General features: G+C 72.2%; 13 protein-coding genes. 8 read left to right on the plus strand and 5 right to left on the minus strand.

The window, feature by feature from the left end; genetic code table 11:
- Positions 1 to 20 precede the first annotated feature (20 nt).
- Positions 21 to 1,157, minus strand: a complete 1,137-nt coding sequence (locus ABZV06_RS01775; RefSeq protein ID WP_355617749.1) for a hypothetical protein — start codon at positions 1,155 to 1,157, stop codon at positions 21 to 23.
- Positions 1,121 to 2,260: a transporter substrate-binding domain-containing protein gene (locus tag ABZV06_RS01780; RefSeq protein WP_355242868.1), complete on the minus strand. Its 1,140-nt coding sequence runs from the start codon at positions 2,258 to 2,260 to the stop codon at positions 1,121 to 1,123. The genes ABZV06_RS01775 and ABZV06_RS01780 overlap by 37 nt, the downstream gene beginning before the upstream one ends.
- A 481-nt stretch (positions 2,261 to 2,741) precedes the next feature.
- Here ABZV06_RS01780 and ABZV06_RS01785 point away from each other — a divergent pair, with 481 nt between their 5' ends.
- From ABZV06_RS01785 to ABZV06_RS01800, 4 genes are all read left to right on the plus strand, one after another.
- Positions 2,742 to 3,509, plus strand: coding sequence for an SGNH/GDSL hydrolase family protein (locus ABZV06_RS01785; RefSeq protein WP_355242865.1), 768 nt, complete (start codon positions 2,742 to 2,744; stop codon positions 3,507 to 3,509).
- 3 nt (positions 3,510 to 3,512) lie between these two features.
- Positions 3,513 to 3,959 carry a hypothetical protein gene (locus tag ABZV06_RS01790; protein ID WP_355617752.1) on the plus strand — a complete coding sequence of 149 codons (447 nt, stop codon included), beginning with the start codon at positions 3,513 to 3,515 and terminating at the stop codon, positions 3,957 to 3,959.
- 186 nt (positions 3,960 to 4,145) lie between these two features.
- Positions 4,146 to 5,693, plus strand: coding sequence for a hypothetical protein (locus tag ABZV06_RS01795; protein ID WP_355617755.1), 1,548 nt, complete (start codon positions 4,146 to 4,148; stop codon positions 5,691 to 5,693).
- A 125-nt stretch (positions 5,694 to 5,818) separates the two neighbouring features.
- The gene (locus tag ABZV06_RS01800) at positions 5,819 to 6,721 is read left to right on the plus strand and encodes a sulfurtransferase (protein WP_355242856.1); all 903 of its coding nucleotides are present in this window, start codon (positions 5,819 to 5,821) and stop codon (positions 6,719 to 6,721) included.
- 64 nt (positions 6,722 to 6,785) lie between these two features.
- On the opposite strand, the gene ABZV06_RS01805 is transcribed toward ABZV06_RS01800, so the two are convergent.
- The 3 genes from ABZV06_RS01805 to ABZV06_RS01815 are packed head-to-tail and all read right to left on the minus strand — an operon-like array spanning position 6,786 to position 9,770.
- Complete coding sequence (locus tag ABZV06_RS01805; protein WP_355242853.1) at positions 6,786 to 7,964, minus strand: hypothetical protein; 1,179 nt, start codon at positions 7,962 to 7,964, stop codon at positions 6,786 to 6,788.
- Complete coding sequence (locus ABZV06_RS01810; RefSeq protein ID WP_355242850.1) at positions 7,961 to 8,497, minus strand: SigE family RNA polymerase sigma factor; 537 nt, start codon at positions 8,495 to 8,497, stop codon at positions 7,961 to 7,963. The genes ABZV06_RS01805 and ABZV06_RS01810 overlap by 4 nt, the downstream gene beginning before the upstream one ends.
- Before the next feature lie 31 nt (positions 8,498 to 8,528).
- Complete coding sequence (locus ABZV06_RS01815) at positions 8,529 to 9,770, minus strand: MFS transporter (protein WP_355242847.1); 1,242 nt, start codon at positions 9,768 to 9,770, stop codon at positions 8,529 to 8,531.
- Positions 9,771 to 9,891: 121 nt separating this feature from the next.
- Between ABZV06_RS01815 and ABZV06_RS01820 the strand changes: the two genes are divergently transcribed.
- The 4 genes from ABZV06_RS01820 (at position 9,892) to ABZV06_RS01835 (ending at position 16,619) form a co-directional block, all read left to right on the plus strand.
- Positions 9,892 to 11,685 (plus strand): HSP90 family protein, encoded by a 1,794-nt coding sequence (locus ABZV06_RS01820; RefSeq protein WP_355617758.1) that lies wholly within the window; start codon positions 9,892 to 9,894, stop codon positions 11,683 to 11,685.
- On the plus strand, positions 11,682 to 14,540 hold the full coding sequence (locus tag ABZV06_RS01825; protein WP_355617761.1) for a hypothetical protein: 2,859 nt from the start codon (positions 11,682 to 11,684) through the stop codon (positions 14,538 to 14,540). The genes ABZV06_RS01820 and ABZV06_RS01825 overlap by 4 nt, the downstream gene beginning before the upstream one ends.
- A 70-nt stretch (positions 14,541 to 14,610) precedes the next feature.
- Positions 14,611 to 15,210: a TetR/AcrR family transcriptional regulator gene (locus ABZV06_RS01830; RefSeq protein WP_355242838.1), complete on the plus strand. Its 600-nt coding sequence runs from the start codon at positions 14,611 to 14,613 to the stop codon at positions 15,208 to 15,210.
- Between the two features lie 71 nt (positions 15,211 to 15,281).
- Positions 15,282 to 16,619, plus strand: coding sequence for a biotin carboxylase N-terminal domain-containing protein (locus tag ABZV06_RS01835; RefSeq protein WP_355242835.1), 1,338 nt, complete (start codon positions 15,282 to 15,284; stop codon positions 16,617 to 16,619).
- Positions 16,620 to 16,661 lie beyond the last annotated feature (42 nt).

The raw sequence follows: 16,661 nt of genomic DNA on the forward strand, positions 1-16,661 counted from the left end.
CGATCCAATTCGGGCGGGCGTCACGGAGTGCCGGGGAGCCGGCCCTCGCAGCGGACGTCCGGGTCGGCGACTGGCCGGCGGGGCATCATCCAGTCCAGGGCGGTCTCCTCCACCGGCCAGCCGCGCACCGACACCAGGCTGTACGGCACCGCCGCCGGCTGTGGGCAGAGGACCTGCGACTCGACCCAGTCGTTGGGCAGGAACCGCACGGTGGCGGTCCGGTCCAGCACGATCGTCGACGTGTCGGTGACCGTGATGAGCGCGCCGAGCACCACCTGCCGGCCGTCGGCGGCGGACGGGGGGCCGTCCGGGGTTGCCGTGCCGCCGTTCCCGGGGGCGCCCGGGGCCGCTGAGGTCGTGCTTTTCGATGGCCGCGAGGCCGAGCCGCCCGGGGCTGTCGACGCCGGGACTTCCGGGGCCGTCGCGGCCGATTTCTTCGGGAGCACCTCGACCGCGGCGAGGGGTAGCAGGGGCACCCGGAGGAAGACCGCGCCCATCACCACCGGGAGTACGACGGCGACCGTGAACGCCAGGCCGTGGGTCAGCGTCGGAGCGATCCAGTCGGGGACCGGGCCGGTGAGCAGCAGGGTGGCGGCGGGCGGCACCGCCAGCAGGGCTGCGGTGGCCAGCTCGCCGTCCCGGTACGCCGTCCAGATCGCGGGTCCGAGCACGCTGTACGCCAGGACCGCCGCCGCCAGCGGCAGGGCCACGCTGACCAGCAGGACGCGGGTCGGCTGATCCGGGTGCAGGTAGCGGGTGCGCAGCGCCAGCAGCCAGAGGCCGAGCATCAGCAGCGACGGCAGGAAGCGGAGCTGCCAGGTGAGCGCCCCCAGCGCGACCGCCGCGGTGATCACCCACCCGGGGGTACGCGCCGTCCCGGAGGCGAGCAGTGAGCGTTCCGGGTCGAAGCGGTCAGGAGCGCTGAGCCGGAGCAGCCGACCGAGGACGCCGAAGGTGAGCACGACGACGGGGAACGCCCACACCAGTGCGATCAACAGGGCACTGAGCAGGCCGAGCGGGCTGACGTACTGGACGAGCAGCAGCATCGTGGACATGTCCTGCCGGCTGAGCTGCCACAGCCGCAGCACCAGCAGGAGGACGGGGAAGGCGGGTAGGAGGGTCAGCAGCCACTGTTGCGCCTGCCGCGCCCCCGCCATCCGGCGCGGGCGAACGGCCCCGAACGCACCGGTGACGATCCGGGGTGCGCCGGCGGTGGTAGCGCGATCCTCTCCCACGGCCACTGTCGCACCTCTACCTTTCTCGGCTCGGGCTGCTGCTGCTCCGCGACCGGCTGCGGGAGGTTGTAGCCCTGCTGCCAACGGAGGTTGGCGTTGAACGCGTTCTCCCAGGCCGAGTTCTCCTCGTCCTTGGCCGACTCGTAGAGCGCGAGGTCGACCAGGTCGAGCAGGGCCTGGTTGGGACCGGTGTTGACACCCCACCGCTCCTGCGGAGACGAGCCGATGTCCCAGTGCTGCAACGGTTTGACGTTCTTGAGGAACACCGGGAAGTGCTGACCGTCGGCGCCCGGCTGGTCACCGGTGACGAACCCGGCGAGGATCGCCGCGTCCGTGGTGACGGCCTGCACCTTGCCGTCGTACAGCTCCTGGACGCACTCGCTGATCCTGTTCCGGCCGACCGGCGTGGCGCCGGCCTCGGCGAGGCGCTGGATGGACGTCGAGGTGGTCAGCGAGCAGACCGTCAGTCCCCGCAGATCCTCCAGGCTGCTCACCTGCCCCTTGAAGTCCTTCAACGTCAGCACCGACTGCTCGGTGTTCAGGTACGCGGCCGAGAAGACAGCGCCCTCCTCCCGGCGCTTGTCGTTGATGCTGTACGAGGCGATGACCAGGTCGACGATGACGAACCCGTCGTTGTCCTGGGCCTGTCGACGGGCCCGGTCCTCGCTCTCGATCGGCACGAAACGCACCTGGGAGTGGTCGAACCCGAGATCGCTCGCGATCATGTACGCGATGTCGACGTCGAAGCCCTTCCAGACGTTGTTCGGAAGGCGCTGCGAGATGCCCGGCTGGTCGTCCTTCACCCCGATGACGAGCTGCTGCTTGCCCTTGAGGCCGGCGTCCTCCAGCAACTCGTCCCGCGTCGGCGGACCCGCGGCGAGGATGATCGGGACCAGTGCCGCCGCCAGGACGGCCAGTGCGACGACGAGCCCCACGAGCCGGATCTGACGGGTCCGTGTGCTGCGCGACGGTGTGCCCAACTCCGGGGCCGGCCCGGCGGGGCTCGGCTCGCTTGCCTGACTCAACTAGGCCCTCCCCGCTGCACGGCCCGGTGACCGGCTCTCCATTGTGGGGCCTGGTGGCGAACCATGGCACTCCGCCATCAGCCGGATTCGCGACTGGTCCGTGAGGGCTAAGTCGGTCGTCCGATTGCCGGTGTGGCGGTACGCCGTCATGCGCTCCCGGGCCCATGTCAGCGCTCCGCACGTTCCAACCCGGCCCTGACACCGCTCGCAGGACCCCAGGATCCAGTGCCGCCGGATGATCTGCTTGGCCAGCATCGGCACGACGTTGCGGGTGATCGACACGAGTTCACCGAAGTTGCGGTGTCAACCCGACTCGGACACCGCGATATCGGCGAACTCGTGTTGATCAAGGCCCTCGATCAAGGCCCTCGATCGAGGCGCGCGCATGACCTCCGCCACGTCGACCGATCGGGGCACCGGCCGATGCGCCTCCGGTGAAAGACTGGTCGCCGCAGGCAACGGTGGCGTGAGGGGGGCGCGGGTGCGCTGGCGCAGTTTTGTCGCGGTCGGGGACAGCTTCACCGAGGGTATGGACGATGCGTACCCGGATGGCACCTTCCGAGGTTGGGCTGACCTGGTGGCGACCCGACTCGCCGTCGAGGCGGGCCCTGACTTCCGGTACGCGAACCTGGCCATCCGGGGCCGGCTCTTCCCCAGTGTGGTCGCCGAGCAGGTGCCCTCAGCGGTGGCGATGAAGCCGGACCTGATCAGCTTCGCGGCCGGTGGTAACGACGTCCTTCGTCGGAGCTTCGACCCGCAGGCGCTGGTCTCCCGCTTCGACGATGTCGTCCGGCAGCTCCGTTCGGGTGGCGCGGACGTGCTGCTCTTCCGATTCGCGGACGTGATGGCGCGGCTGCCCGGTCAGCGTCTCGTCGCGCCCCGGGTGGAACTGCTCAACCACGCGGTCGGGGAGACCGCCGCGCGGCACGGCGCGATCCTGGTCGACCTGTACGCCGACGACACGTTCCTCCACCCGATGCTGTGGAGCACCGACCGGCTGCACCTCTCCCCGGCCGGGCACCGGCGCGTCGCCGCGCAGGTGCTGAACGCGCTCGGCGTGGGCTGCGACGAGGAGTGGCTGATGGTCCCGCCGCACCCGGCGCCGTCGCCGTGGCTCGCCGCCCGCGCGGCCGATTTGCGCTGGGCCGGGCAGTACCTGGCTCCGTGGATCAAGCGGCGGCTCACCGGCCGATCGTCCGGCGACACGGTGACCGCGAAGCGCCCGCTGCTCGGGCCGATCGTCGACTGAACCGTGCGCACCCTGCACACCGCGCCTCTGCTGCGCCGCGAACAGGACGGCGAGCCGGTTCCGGACCACGGCGTGCTGGTGGACGGCGACCGCGTCGAGGAGGTCGGTCCGTTCGCCGAGCTGACCGAGGCGTACGCGGAGGTGCGGGTCCGTCGTTGGCCCGGCACGCTCGGGCCCGGCCTGCTGCACGACGGCCCGCTGCCGGCGGCGCCCACCCCGCGTGAGCGGGTGCACGCGCTGCTGCGACGCGGGGTCACGGCGGTGCTCGTCGAGCATCTGGCCGAGCCGGCGCTGCGGGCCGCCGTCGGGCGGAGCGACCTTCAGGTGCTGGCCCAAGCTGTGACGCCGACCCTTCTTGCCGGTGGCCGGGCGGATCTGTCGGTGCACGACGCCGACGGCACCTGCCTCGCGACAGTGGTCGCCGGCAGGATCGCGCACCGACGCGCCTGAGCGCGTCCCTCACCGGATCGTGCCGACTGCCATCCACCCCCGGCCCTCTGGCGGGTCACCCGACAGCGCTCCGGCTGGATACGATCCGCTACCCCCATCAATCACGCATGGGGACCATCGGGGAAGGGTGGATGAGGGATGACCCTCATGCCTGTCAGGACGTCGTCCAGATCAACCAGGCGACCCGTGCTCGCCGCCGCACTGTCCACACTGGCCGCCGTCGGAATGGTCGTCGTCTCGACCGCCACGCCGGCTGCCGCCTACGACGTGCGCTACGAGAAGAACAACTCCTGGGCCTGGACGGACTCCGTACAGCCGAAGACGATCAACATCGATCAGGCAGGCGACGTGCCGATCGGCACCTGGGTCGACAAGAAGGGGCGTGCGCACACCTCGCGGGCGTACTTCACCTTCGACATCACCCGCTATCGGGGTGCGGACATCCAACTCGCCACGTTCGATGCCAAGGAGACCAGAGCGGGCGACTGCACCAAGCGTCCTGAGGTGGAGTTGTGGCGCACCGCGCCGTACACCGCCCAGTCCAGTTGGACGAAGCCACCGGTCGACCTCGCGCGGATCGACACCACCACGTTGCCTGCCGAGCTGGGCTGCCCGTGGTCCTACGTCGGTTTCGACGCGACGGACGGTCTTCGCCAGGCGCTTGCCGAGGGCAAGAGCACGCTGACCCTGTCGCTCCGGCTCCCGGCGGCGGTTGAGAAGGACCCGACGCTGGCCCGGAAGTACGCCAGCCAGGTCGGTCTCTCCATCGACCACAACTTCCCGCCCGGGGTGCCGACCGATCTACAGACCCTGAGTGGCACGAGTTGCACCGTCGCCGAGCCGTACCAGGTGGTACCACGGCGCGACCTGATTCTTTCGGCGGTCGTGCACGACAAGGATCTCAACGTCACCGGTGGCACGGACCAGCTCACCGCGACGTTCGCACTCTGGCCGGTCGACGAGCCGGAGGCGCGGATCGTACGGGCCGACTACGTCCGCGACGGTCAGCGGGCGCTGGGCCGGTTCTGGGCTCACGACACCCCGCTCGAGCACGACCGCGTCTACGCCTGGCAGGTGCAGGCGGCGGACGACCGGGCCACCAGTGACTGGAGTCCGGTCTGCTACTTCCGCACCGACCACGAGGGCCCGGCCACGGCTCCGACGGTCGCCTCCACCGACTTCCCGGTCGACGGGCCGCAGCCACCGGCGCTGCCAGGCGAATTCACCTTCGACGCCGCAGGCGCGGTGGACGTCGTCGGGTTCCGCTACCAGCTCAACAGTGGTGCTTCAGGCGTGGTTACCGCCAACCATCCCGGGGGTTCGGCCACGGTGACCCTCACCCCCCGTAGAGGCCCGAACTCCCTCGACGTGTGGAGCGTCGACGCCGTCGGTAACGAGTCGCCGGTCACCAACTACAGCTTCTTCGCCACCGGCACCGCGCCGAGGATCTCCGCGACCGTCTACGAGGAGTGGGGCGAAGGCGGTGGGCCGGGTGTGCCCGGCGTGTTCACCTTCACGCCGGTCATACCCGGCACCGTCAGCTACCGCTACTCGTTCTTCAACGAGGAGCCCCGCACGGTGCAGGCTGACGCCGACGGGAGCGCATCGGTGACCTGGACGCCGACGGAGGCCGGCTTCTCGATGCTCGAGGTCGTCGGCATCAGAGCGGACGGCACCGAGTTGGACCCGGCCACCTGGTACTTCACGGTGGCCGAGGGGCCCGCAAGCAGCTAGACCGACGTCTGCCGGCCCGTCATCCGTCCCCGGGTGACGGGCCGGCAGCGTTCCGCGCCACATCCGTGACCCCCCGATCCCCGATGGCGGGCCGTCCGGCGGTGCCGCGGCGTACCTTGGGGATCATGTCTGTGCCGAACGATCCTGATCCCCGCCTCCAGGCGTACGCCGACCCGCAGCGACTGGTCACCACCGACTGGTTGGCCGAGCACCTGGGCGACGAGGGCCTCGTCGTGGTCGAGTCCGACGAGGACGTCCTGCTCTACGAATCCGGTCACATCCCCGGCGCCGTGAAGGTCGACTGGCACCTCGACCTGAACGACCAGGTGACCCGGGACTACCTCGACGCGACGGCCTTCGCCGAGATGTGCGCCGCGAAGGGCATCGGCCGGGGCGACACGGTGGTCTTCTACGGCGACAACTTCAACTGGTGGGCCGCGTACGCCCTCTGGGTCTTCTCGCTCTTCGGCCACGCCGACGTGCGGCTGCTCGACGGCGGCCGGCAGAAGTGGATCGCCGAGGGGCGCGAGCTGACCCGCGACAAGCCCGCCCGACCACGCGCGGACTACCCGGTGCCGCTGCGGGACGACGCGCCGCTGCGGGCGTTCCGCGAGCAGGTGATGGCGCACATCGCCGTGGGCCGGCCGCTGGTCGACGTGCGGTCCCCGGGCGAGTACACCGGCGAGATGCTGCACATGCCGGACTACCCGCAGGAGGGCGCGCTGCGCGGCGGGCACATCCCGGGCGCGGTCAGCAAGCCGTGGAAGTCCGCCGCGAACGAGGACGGGACGTTCAAGTCCGCCGACGAGCTGAAGGCGATCTACGCCGACCAGCTCGGGCTCAGCCCGGACGACGACGTGATCGCGTACTGCCGGATCGGTGAGCGGTCCAGCCACACCTGGTTCGTGCTGCGGCACCTGCTGGGCTACCCGCAGGTGCGCAACTACGACGGCTCGTGGACGGAGTGGGGCAACCTGGTCCGGGCACCCGTCGTCAAGGGCGACCAGCCCGGCGGTATCGCCGCCTGAGGGGTGCGCCCGGCCGGCTGAGCACTCGACGAGTCTCAGCCGGCCAGCGCCAGCACGCCGCCCCTCAGCCGGCCAGCGCCAGCACGCCGCGCAGGTCGGCGATGATTCCGGTGATCGCGCCGGTCTCTGGGTCCCAGCGGGCCAGGGCGGCCGGTTCCAGGCGGAGCAGCACCGCGCCCTTGTTGTCCCAGCCCAGCACCGGACAGCAGCCCTTGGCGCGGTCCCGCCCGAGATCGAGCAGGTGGGTTACCGCGCCGGTGCGGGAGTCCAGCACGGCCACCCCCTCCGCGCCGCTGATCTGGTCGTTGACGATCCATCCGGCGCTGGCCAACCTGCCCCCGTGCAGCCAACCTCGGCCGTAGAACTCGTTCACCTGGAACGGCCGGGGCAGTGCGTCCCCGGTGATCCGCTGTTCGGAGCGGACCGGGCCGTCGAAGCCGGTCCGGCTCTGCAGTTTCAGGCCACCGCGCTCGCCGACCATCTCGAGCAGAGCCGCCCCACGACCGGCCTCCGGATCGGGTGTGACCAGATTCCAGGCCGACACGTCGGTGGTGCTGGCCGCCTCGGTGTCCCGCTCCACGACGTACGCCCGGTTGTCGCCGCCGACCAGCACCCGGTCGTGCGCCCACACCACCAGCTCCAGGTAACCGTCGAGCGGGACGCGACGTACGCCCGCCGTGGTGAGGTCGACCATGATCAGCTCGTTGGTCTGCGCGAACGCCGCCCACCGGCCGTCCGGCGACAGGACTCCCGGCTTGACCGCTGTCGCCTCGTTGCCGCTCTCGTCCCAGGTGGGTGCCGGCGTCACCACGTCGAGACTGCGGACCACACCGTCGTCGCCGAGGATTCGGATCGGACCGTCCGGTTGACCCTCCTCGTTCAGCGGCTGGAACAGCGCCAGCGCCCGCTGGACCGGTCGCGCGGACAGCGCCACGGTCGGCGGGCCGCTGATCCGACTCAGCGGGTCGGGGGGGAACGTCAGCTCGGCGGGTGGGCGCTGCACGGAAGTCGCGTGGGTGGGCACGACGGTGGGTGCCACGGGATGGGTCAGGCGTGGATCGGGGGACGGTCGTAGGGCGACCGCCGCACCGCCGGCCAACGCCACGGCCACGACGACCGCGCCGACGACCCGTCGGGTACGCCGGGTACGCCGCGCCCGGTCCCAGCCGGCCGTCGCCGGTGCGCTGGGCAGCACGTCCTGCACGGTGACGGCGAACAGGTCGCGCAGATCCTGCTCGTTCACTGGTTCACCTCCACACCGTTGGCGCCCCGACCCGGTCGGTCGTCGCCGGTGAGATCGGGAGCCACCTCCCGGAGGCGACGCAGCGCCAGGTGGCACTGGCTCTTCACGGTGCCGACGGTCACCCCGAGCGCCTCGGCCGTGGCGACCTCGGTGAGGTCCTCGTAGTACCGCAGCACCAGCACGGCCCGTTGCCGCGGCGGCAGCGTCCCCAACGCGTCGTGCAGGGTCAGCCGCAGCGCGCCGTCCCGGTCCGGCGCGGCCCGCTCCGGCGGCGCGGCACTGAGCCACTCCCGGCGACGACGCCGCCACCAGGACACCGCGTCCCGGTAGAGGATGGCCCGCACGTACGCGGCGGGATCGCCGTCACGGACCGAAGCCCAGCGCAGCGCCAGCTTCAGCAGGGCGTCCTGGAGAAGGTCCTCGGCCTGGTGCCGGTTGCCGCAGATCAGGAACGCCGCGCGCAGGAGCCGGTGCTGGTTGCTCTCCACGAAGGCGAGGTAGCCGTCGCGGCCGTCGTCCGCCGTCGATCCCATCCGCACCCCTTCCGGCCGCCCGCGGTGCGCGTCACCCGACAGACGCACGAGAGGGCGGAAAAGGTTGGGCTGATTTCCCGGCCGGTCGCAGTATCTGCCACGCCACCACCGTCACCAGCGCGAACACGCCGGCTGCGGCGCCCACCACCGGCACCGTCCCGTAGGTGGCGGCGACCAGCCCGGCGAGCGCCGCGCCGATCGGGGCGGTGAGCAGACCGACCATCCGCTGGGCCGCGCCGACCCGGCCGAGCAGCCCCGCCGGCACCTGCCGCTGACCGTACGACGCCCACAGGCTGTTCCACACCACGGTCCCGGCGGCGAAGACGGCCAGGGCGATTCCGCCCGGCACCGGGTGTCGAGCCAGCGCGAACCCGGTCAGCGCCACGGTCTGCGCGGCGAGAACCGCGCCCAGCGCGGGCACCGTGCCGAGCCGGGCAGCGAGCCGGCCCGCGCCGAGCGCCCCGGCGACCCCGCCGAGTATCACCACCGCGGCGAACAGCCCGTACCCGGCCTGCGGCACCCGCAGCACGTCCAGCGCGTACAGCACCAGCACCGCCATGATTCCGGAGATCGCCAGGTTGCTCGCTGCGGCGAGCAGCGTGACCCGCCACATGGTCTGGTGCGCGCGCAGCCAGCGAACTCCCTCCACGATGTCGCCCCACACCGATGCGGGCACGGTGGCCGGCGCTTTGTGGACGGCGGACGGCGGGGTGAGGGCCAGTACGAGCAGTGCCGCCACCGCGAAGGTGACGGCGTCGAGGGCGAACGGCAGAGCCGGGGCGGTGGCGAACAGGATGCCGGCTGCGGGAGCGCCGAGGAAACCGCCTGCCACCGCCGAACCTGCCTGGAGGCGGCCGTTCGCCCGGGGCAGCGCGGCCGCCGGCACCAGCGCCGGGAGCAGCGCGAACGAGGCGGAGTCGAAGAAGGTGCCCAGCGTAGCGAGGAGGAATGCCGCCACCAGCAGCAGCGCGACGCCGGCCCGGTCGACGGCCACCGCCACGGCCAGCGCCGCCACCACCGCGGCGCGTAGCCCGTCGATGCGGGCCATCGTCCGACGGCGGTCCCAGCGGTCCGCGTACACGCCGCCGAGCAGGCCGAAGAGCAGCGGCGGCACCTGCGCGACAACGGTGACCCCGGCGATGACCCGGGGGTCACGGGTCATCGTCGCCGCCAGCAGCGCCAGCGCCGGCGTCCGCAGCGTATCCCCGAAGCGGGACGCGACGACGGCGGACCAGAGCAGTCGGAAGTTCCGGCCCAGAGCGGAGGAGGTCATGCCGCCGACCGTGCCGGTTCGACCGGGTCGAGGGTCAAGCCGCCGGGCGAAAGGGGGACGCGGACCGTCAGTGATCTTGGGTACGGTGAGCGCCGGCATCGGGACCGGGGAGAGCACAGGCGTGGACCACACTTTCCAGGTCGACCTGCGTGGCGTGGTCGACCTGCTCAGCCATCACCTATACGGCAGCCCTCGGGTCTACGTCCGGGAGCTGCTCCAGAACGCCGTGGACGCGATCACCGCCCGACGTACGAGCGAGCCGGACGCGCCGGCGCTGGTCCGTATCGAGACCCCGGAGGTCACCGGGGACGGCACCCTGCGGGTGCACGACACGGGCGTGGGCCTGACCGAGGCGCAGGTGCACGAGCTGCTGGCGACCATCGGCCGCAGCTCCAAGCGCGACGAGCTCGGCTTCTCCCGGCACGAGTTCCTCGGCCAGTTCGGCATCGGCCTGCTCTCCTGCTTCCTGGTGGCCGACGAGATCCAGGTGCTGACCCGCCACGGCGACAACCCCACGGTCCGGTGGACCGGGTACGCCGACGGCCGGTACGCGGTGACCGTGGCGCCGCCGGAGGCCGCCCGCGCCGAGGTGGGCACGACGGTGACGCTGGTGCCCCGACGCGACGCCGACCAGTGGTTCAGCACCCCGACCGTCGTCGACCTGGCGCGGCTCTTCGGCTCGCTGCTGCCGGTCACCGTCCGGGTCGGCGACGTGGTCACCACCGTCGGCGAGCCACCCTGGCCGACGACGCCCGGAGCGCCCGTCGACCGGGCGGCGTTGATCGCGTACGCCCGCGAGACGCTCGGTGTGGAGCCGTTCGACGTGCTGCCGCTGAGCGTTCCCGAGGCCGGGCTGACCGGTGTCGCCGTCATCCTGCCCACCCCGGTGAACCCGGCGGCGCGCGCCGGGCACCGCGTCTACCTCAAGCGGATGCTGCTCACCGAGAACGCCGACGGCCTGCTGCCGGACTGGGCGTTCTTCGCGCACTGCGTGGTCGACGCGACCGAGTTGCGCCCGACGGCCAGCCGCGAGGCCCTCTACGAGGACACCCTGCTGACCGCGACCCGGGACGCGCTCGGCGACCAGGTACGCGGCTGGCTGGTCCGGCTGGCGCGGCACGACCCGCACCGGCTGGCCGAGTTCCTCCAGGTGCACCACCTCGGCGTGAAGGCGCTGGCGCTGCACGACGACGACATGCTCCGGCTGGTCGACAGGTGGTGGCCGATGGACACCAACGTCGGCACGCTCACCCTCGCCGAGTTCCGGGAGCGCTACGGGGTGCTCCGCTACGCGGCCAGCCTCGACGAGTTCCGCCAGCTCGCCGCGGTGGCCGCCGCGCAGGATCTGGCGGTGGTCAACGCCGGTTACACGTACGACACCGAGCTGATCGAGCGGCTGCCGGCGGTGGACCGCTCGGTGCTGATCGAACGACTCGAGCCGAGTGACCTCACCACCCGTTTCGAGGCCCTCGATCCGTCCGTGGAACTGGCCCTGCGTCCGTTCCTCAGCGCCGCGCAGCGGGCCGTCGAGCGTTCCGGCTGCGAGGTGGTCATCCGGGCGTACGACCCGGTCTCGCTGCCCGCGCTCTACCTGGTGAGCCGGTCGGCGGCGTTCAACGACCAGCTCGCCGCGAGCCGCGACCGGGCCGACGAGCTGTGGGGCGGGGTGCTCGACGCGCTCGCCGCCACCGCTCCGCCGGACCGCCCGCAACTGGTGCTCAACCACCGCAACCCGCTGGTACGGCGGGTCACGATGCTGGGCGACCCGGAGCTGGTCGGGCTCGCCGTCGAGGCGCTGTACGGGCAGGCGCTGCTGCTCGGGCACCATCCGATCCGCGCGGCCGACGCGGCGCTACTGAACAATTCCTTCCTCGGCCTGCTCGGCCGGGCCGTGCCGGGACGGGAGCAGGCATGAGCGACGAGGACCTGTGGCGGGTGCTGCGTGGCATCGCCGACATGCCTTACGGGGCGGGGCAGATCGCCGCGCTGGAGCAGCTGCTGCGCCGGGTGGACGCCGCCGACGACCGGCACCTCGCATTCGTCACCCGCATGCAGGCGACGACGGGGTACGTCTACGGGGGCGAGCCGGCGAAGTCGTTCGTGACGTTCTCCTGGTGCCTGTCCGAGTTCGACCGCGATCCGCAGCCCTACCACCAGCGTCACCTGCACCAGTTGCTGTGGCACTTCAAGTACATGATCTCGGGTCTGCTGAAGTTCCCCGAGGTGCCGCTGGACCGCACGTACGCCGTGCTCGACGACATGGAGCGGCGCTACCGGGCCGGTGGGCACAGCCTGCAGACCGTCCACAAGCACCGGTTCCGGGTCGCCGACCACGTGGGCGACGCCGAGGCCGCCGCGCACTGGTACCGGCTGTGGCAGACGACGCCCCGCGACGACCTGTCCGACTGCGCCGGGTGCGACCCGACGAGCCAGGTGGGCTACCTCGCCGACACCGGGCGGGACGCCGAGGCGGTGGCCCTGGCCGAGCCGGTGCTCGCCGGCCGGTTGACCTGCACCGAGCAACCGCAGGCGATCCTCACGGCGCTCCTCCTGCCCTACCTGCGTACCGGCCGGGGTTCCTCGGCGCGCGACGCGCACCGGGAGGCGTACCGCAAGCTGCGCGGCAGCCTTGCCGACCTGTGGGACATCGGCGACCACATCGAGTTCTGCACGCTCACCGGTAACGAGGCGCGGGCGGTCGAGCTGGTCGAGCGGCACCTGGATTGGCTGGACCGACCGCCGTCGCCGGCCGCGGCCATGCATTTCGCGGCCACGGCCGCCGCCGCGCTGCGCCAAGCCGGCGCGGCGACGGTCTACCGCCGGGCCGCCGAGGGCCGGCCGGCTGCCGAGGTGCCCGCGCCGACGCTGGCCGACGAGTTGGCGGGTACGGCGACCGAGCTGGCCGCCCGCTTCGACGTCCGCAACGGGACCACCCACCAGTCGGAGTGGATCGCGCGCCGGCTCGCCGTACGGCCCGGCGAGCACCTGCCGCTCTCCGCGAGCGTCCGTCGTCGTCCGGTACGTCCGAGCGGGGACGCACCGACCGGCGCGGCGGTGCCCGTGTCCGAGCGAGCTGGCCGAGCGCCGGTCGAGGCGTCCACGGTGCCCCTGCCCGCCGACGCCGACGAGCTGCTGATCGTCGCCGAGGAGAGCTGGGGCCGACACGACCGGGCGACGTTCCAGGCGGCGCTGGCGGCGTACGACGAGGGGTTCGGTACCGCCGACCTGCCGTCGCGTACGGTCGCGCACCGGCTTGCGCTGCGAGCCGCCGAGCGGGGCGACGAGGACGACATCGAGGGCGCGGTCGAGCTGAACCGGGCGGCGTTGGACCGGTACCGCTCGGCGGGTGAGGAGCTGCATGCCCAGGTTGTCGCGGGGCGACTCGGTGTGCTGCTGACCCGCGTCGACGAGTACGCCGAGGAGGGGCTCGCGCTGGTCCGGGAGGCGGCCGAGGCGCTGGATCGGCTCGGCGATCCCCGGCAGCGTGCCGCCGGGCACGACCGGCTGGCGCTGGCGCTGCTGCACCGGCAACGGTGGGCGGACGCCCTGACGGCCCTGGATCGGATACCTGCCGACGCGGGCGGCGATGAGCACCTGAGGGCTCGCGTCGCGCTGCACCGGGCGCATCTGCTGGAGCAGTCCGACCGCGTCGACGAGGCCCGCGCCGCCGCCGAGGAGGCACGCCGGATCGGCCGCGAGCTGGGCGTCGGCGAGCTGGTCGTGGCAGCCTGCCTGACCTGCGCGAGGACGGTCGACGATCCGGCCGAGGCGGTGGCCGCCTGCGACGAGGCGCTGCGGATGGCGCCGGCGGACGCGGAGCTGCCCGTACGGGTCGCCCGCGCGCGGGCGCTGCTCTCCGCCGGCCGGGCCGCCGACGCGGTGGACGACTTCGTCGAGGCGGTGACGATCTGCGTGGAGCATGGCGCCGAGGGGGATGCGTTCCTGCGCTGGGAGCTGGCCAACGCGTACCGGGTGGTGGGTCGGCTCGCGGAGGCGGCCGAGGTCGCCGAGGAGGCCGTGCTCGGCCTGGACCGACTGGGCGCCCAGGCGGAGGCCGACCGCTGCCGGCACCTGCTGGCCGGGGTCTACGCGGGGCTCGGCGAAATCGACCCCGCGCTGGCCCTGCTGGAGCAGTTGTCCGTCAACCTCGACGGCCCGGACAACCTGCCCAACCGCGCCCAGGTGCTGGAGGAGGCCGGCGGCATCCTGTACGACGCCGACCGGGACGCCGTGGCCGCCGAGCGGTTCGCCGCCGCCGCCACCGCGTACCGGCTCGCCGAGCTTCCGCTGGACGAGCTGCGCGCCCGCCGTCGGGAGGCGTACGCCTGGTTCTGGTCCGACAACCTGCCGGAGGCGGTGCACGCCGTCGAACTGGCGGACGGGCTGGCGGCGGCGTTGGCCGGGCAGCCGGAGCCGCCGGTGACGTACGAGTTGGCGATGACGGCCGAGACCGGCGCGCGGGTGCTGACCGGTGAGGGGCGGCTCGACGAGGCGCTGGAACGGCTCTCCGGGGTGCCCGACCGGTTGCGGTCGATCGAGGCGTTCGGTGAGGCGGCCCAGGTGGAGACACTCGTCGGTGAGCTGTTGCTCCGACTGGACCGGCCGGCCGAGGCGGAGCCGCTGCTGCGTCGCGTACTCGGTGGTCTGCCGGCCGGCTCGCGTCCGGTCCGCCAGACGGCGTGGTTGCTGGCCCGTGCCCTGGACCTGCTCGACCGGCCCGCCGAGGCGGCTGCTCTACGACAGGAGCACGACCTCGACCCGGACGACTGACCGCTGCACCGACTGGACCGTCCGGTAACCATCGCCCCACCGTTCCCAGCTCGCGGTCTACGCTTGCCCGGTGACGGTGGAGCAGCAGGCGCGGGGTGCGACGGGTACGGGCCGACGTCGGTCCCGCAAGGACGAGATCCTGGAGATCGCGGTCGGTCTGTTCGCCGCCCGTGGTTACCACGGCGTGTCGATGGACGACATCGGCGCGGCAGCAGGGGTGACCGGTCCGGCGCTCTATCACCACTTCGCCGGCAAGGAGGCGATGCTGGCCGCCGCGCTGATCCCGGTCAGTGAGGGGCTGCTGGCCGGCGGCCGGGAGCGCGCCGCCGGGCATTCGGACGACCCGCGCGCCGTGCTGGAGTCGCTGATCGACTTCCACGTCGAGTTCGCGCTGGCCAACCCGGCGGTGATCGCGCTGCACCTGCACGAGCTGGACCGCCTGCCGGAGGAGCCGCGCCGTCGGATCCGCCGCCTGCAGCGGATGTACGTCGAGGAGTGGGTGACCGTGCTGACCGCGCTGCACCCGGGCATGCCCGACGGTGAGGCGCGGGTGTTGGCGCACGCCGCGTTCGGCCTGATGAACTCGACCCCGTTCCTCGGCGGCGAGGTGGACCGGCGTCGACGTGCCGAGCTGCTGCGCGGAGCGACCCTGGCCGCACTGCTCGCCTGATCCGACTCGTCAGAAGTGCGCCGGTCATGATTCCCTGACATCGTCCCAACATCCGGACGCCGGGAGGAAACATGATCGAGTCACTGCTGGTCGCCAATCGGGGCGAGATCGCCCGCCGGGTCATCCGGACCGCGAAGCGGCTCGGCATCCGCGCGATCGCGGTGTACTCGGAGGCGGACGCCGAGCTGCCGTTCGTCGTCGAGGCGGACGAGGCCGTTCTCATCGGCCCGCCCAACCCGGCGCAGAGTTACCGCAACGTCGAGGCGATCCTCGCCGCCGCGAAGTCGACCGGCGCGCAGGCCATCCACCCCGGTTACGGCTTCCTGTCGGAGAACGCCGAGTTCGCCCGTACCGTCGAGGAGAGCGGCCTGATCTGGGTCGGGCCCGGCGCGGACGCGATCACCGCCATGGGCGACAAGATCAATGCTCGTAACCTGATGGCGGCGGCCGGCGTGCCGGTCGCGCCCGGCACCACCGACCCGGCCGCCGACCTGGACGCGGCCGTGACGGCCGCCGCCGAGATCGGCTACCCGGTGATGGTCAAGGCCGCAGCCGGTGGCGGCGGCATGGGCATGGGCGTGGCCGCCGACGAGGCCGCGCTCCGCACCGAGTACGACAAGGTGCGTGCCTTCGCCGAGCGGATGTTCGGCGACGGTTCGGTGTTGATCGAGCGGTACTTTCCTCGGGTGCGGCACGTCGAGGTGCAGATCCTCGGCCTGGCCGACGGTCGGGTGGTGGCGCTCGGCGAGCGGGAGTGCTCGGTGCAGCGGCGCAACCAGAAGCTGGTCGAGGAGTCCCCGTCGCCGGCCGTCTCGCCGGAACTGCGCGCACGCCTGCTGGCGGCGGCGGTCCGAGCCGGCGAGGCCGTGGGTTACCGCAACGCGGGCACGGTGGAATGCCTGCTCGACCCCACTTCCGGTGAGTTCTTCTTCTTGGAGATGAACACGCGGCTGCAGGTGGAGCACCCGGTGACCGAGTACGTCTACGGCGTCGACCTGGTGGAGGAGCAGCTGCGGGTGGCGGCCGGGCTGGCGCCCAGTTTCGACCCGGACGCGCTCGTGCCGAGCGGGCACGCCATCGAGATGCGGATCAACGCGGAGGACCCGAAGCGCTTCCTGCCGGGGCCGGGTGTGATCAGGACGTGGGTGGAGCCGACGGGCGAGGGTGTCCGGGTCGACTCCGGATACACCGGGGGCAACACGGTCACCCCGTTCTACGACAGCCTGCTGGCCAAGTTGATCGTCAGTGGCGCGACCCGCGACGAGGTGCTCGAACGCGCTCGCGACGCGGTCGCGGCGTTCCAGATCGAGGGCCCGAAGAACAACGTCCCGTTCTTCGCCGAGCTGCTGGAGAACGAGGAGTTCCGCTCCGGCGCCTACGACACCGGCATCGTCTCCCGCATGCGCTGACCCGGCCGGCCGTCGTCGGCTCGCGGGGCTGGTGCCCTGCGG

Source organism: Micromonospora sp. NPDC005172, assembly GCF_040608555.1.
GTDB lineage: Bacteria > Actinomycetota > Actinomycetes > Mycobacteriales > Micromonosporaceae > Micromonospora.

What these genes read in the sequence shown, in the direction of transcription:
- ABZV06_RS01810 (WP_355242850.1), bottom strand. Translation starts at nt 8,497, where the DNA reads ATGGGATCGACGGCGGACGACGGCCGCGACGGCTACCTCGCCTTCGTG.
- ABZV06_RS01835 (WP_355242835.1), top strand. Translation starts at nt 15,282, where the DNA reads ATGATCGAGTCACTGCTGGTCGCCAATCGGGGCGAGATCGCCCGCCGG.
- ABZV06_RS01825 (WP_355617761.1), top strand. Translation starts at nt 11,682, where the DNA reads ATGAGCGACGAGGACCTGTGGCGGGTGCTGCGTGGCATCGCCGACATG.
- ABZV06_RS01800 (WP_355242856.1), top strand. Translation starts at nt 5,819, where the DNA reads ATGTCTGTGCCGAACGATCCTGATCCCCGCCTCCAGGCGTACGCCGAC.
- ABZV06_RS01815 (WP_355242847.1), bottom strand. Translation starts at nt 9,770, where the DNA reads ATGACCTCCTCCGCTCTGGGCCGGAACTTCCGACTGCTCTGGTCCGCC.
- ABZV06_RS01775 (WP_355617749.1), bottom strand. Translation starts at nt 1,157, where the DNA reads ATGGCGGGGGCGCGGCAGGCGCAACAGTGGCTGCTGACCCTCCTACCC.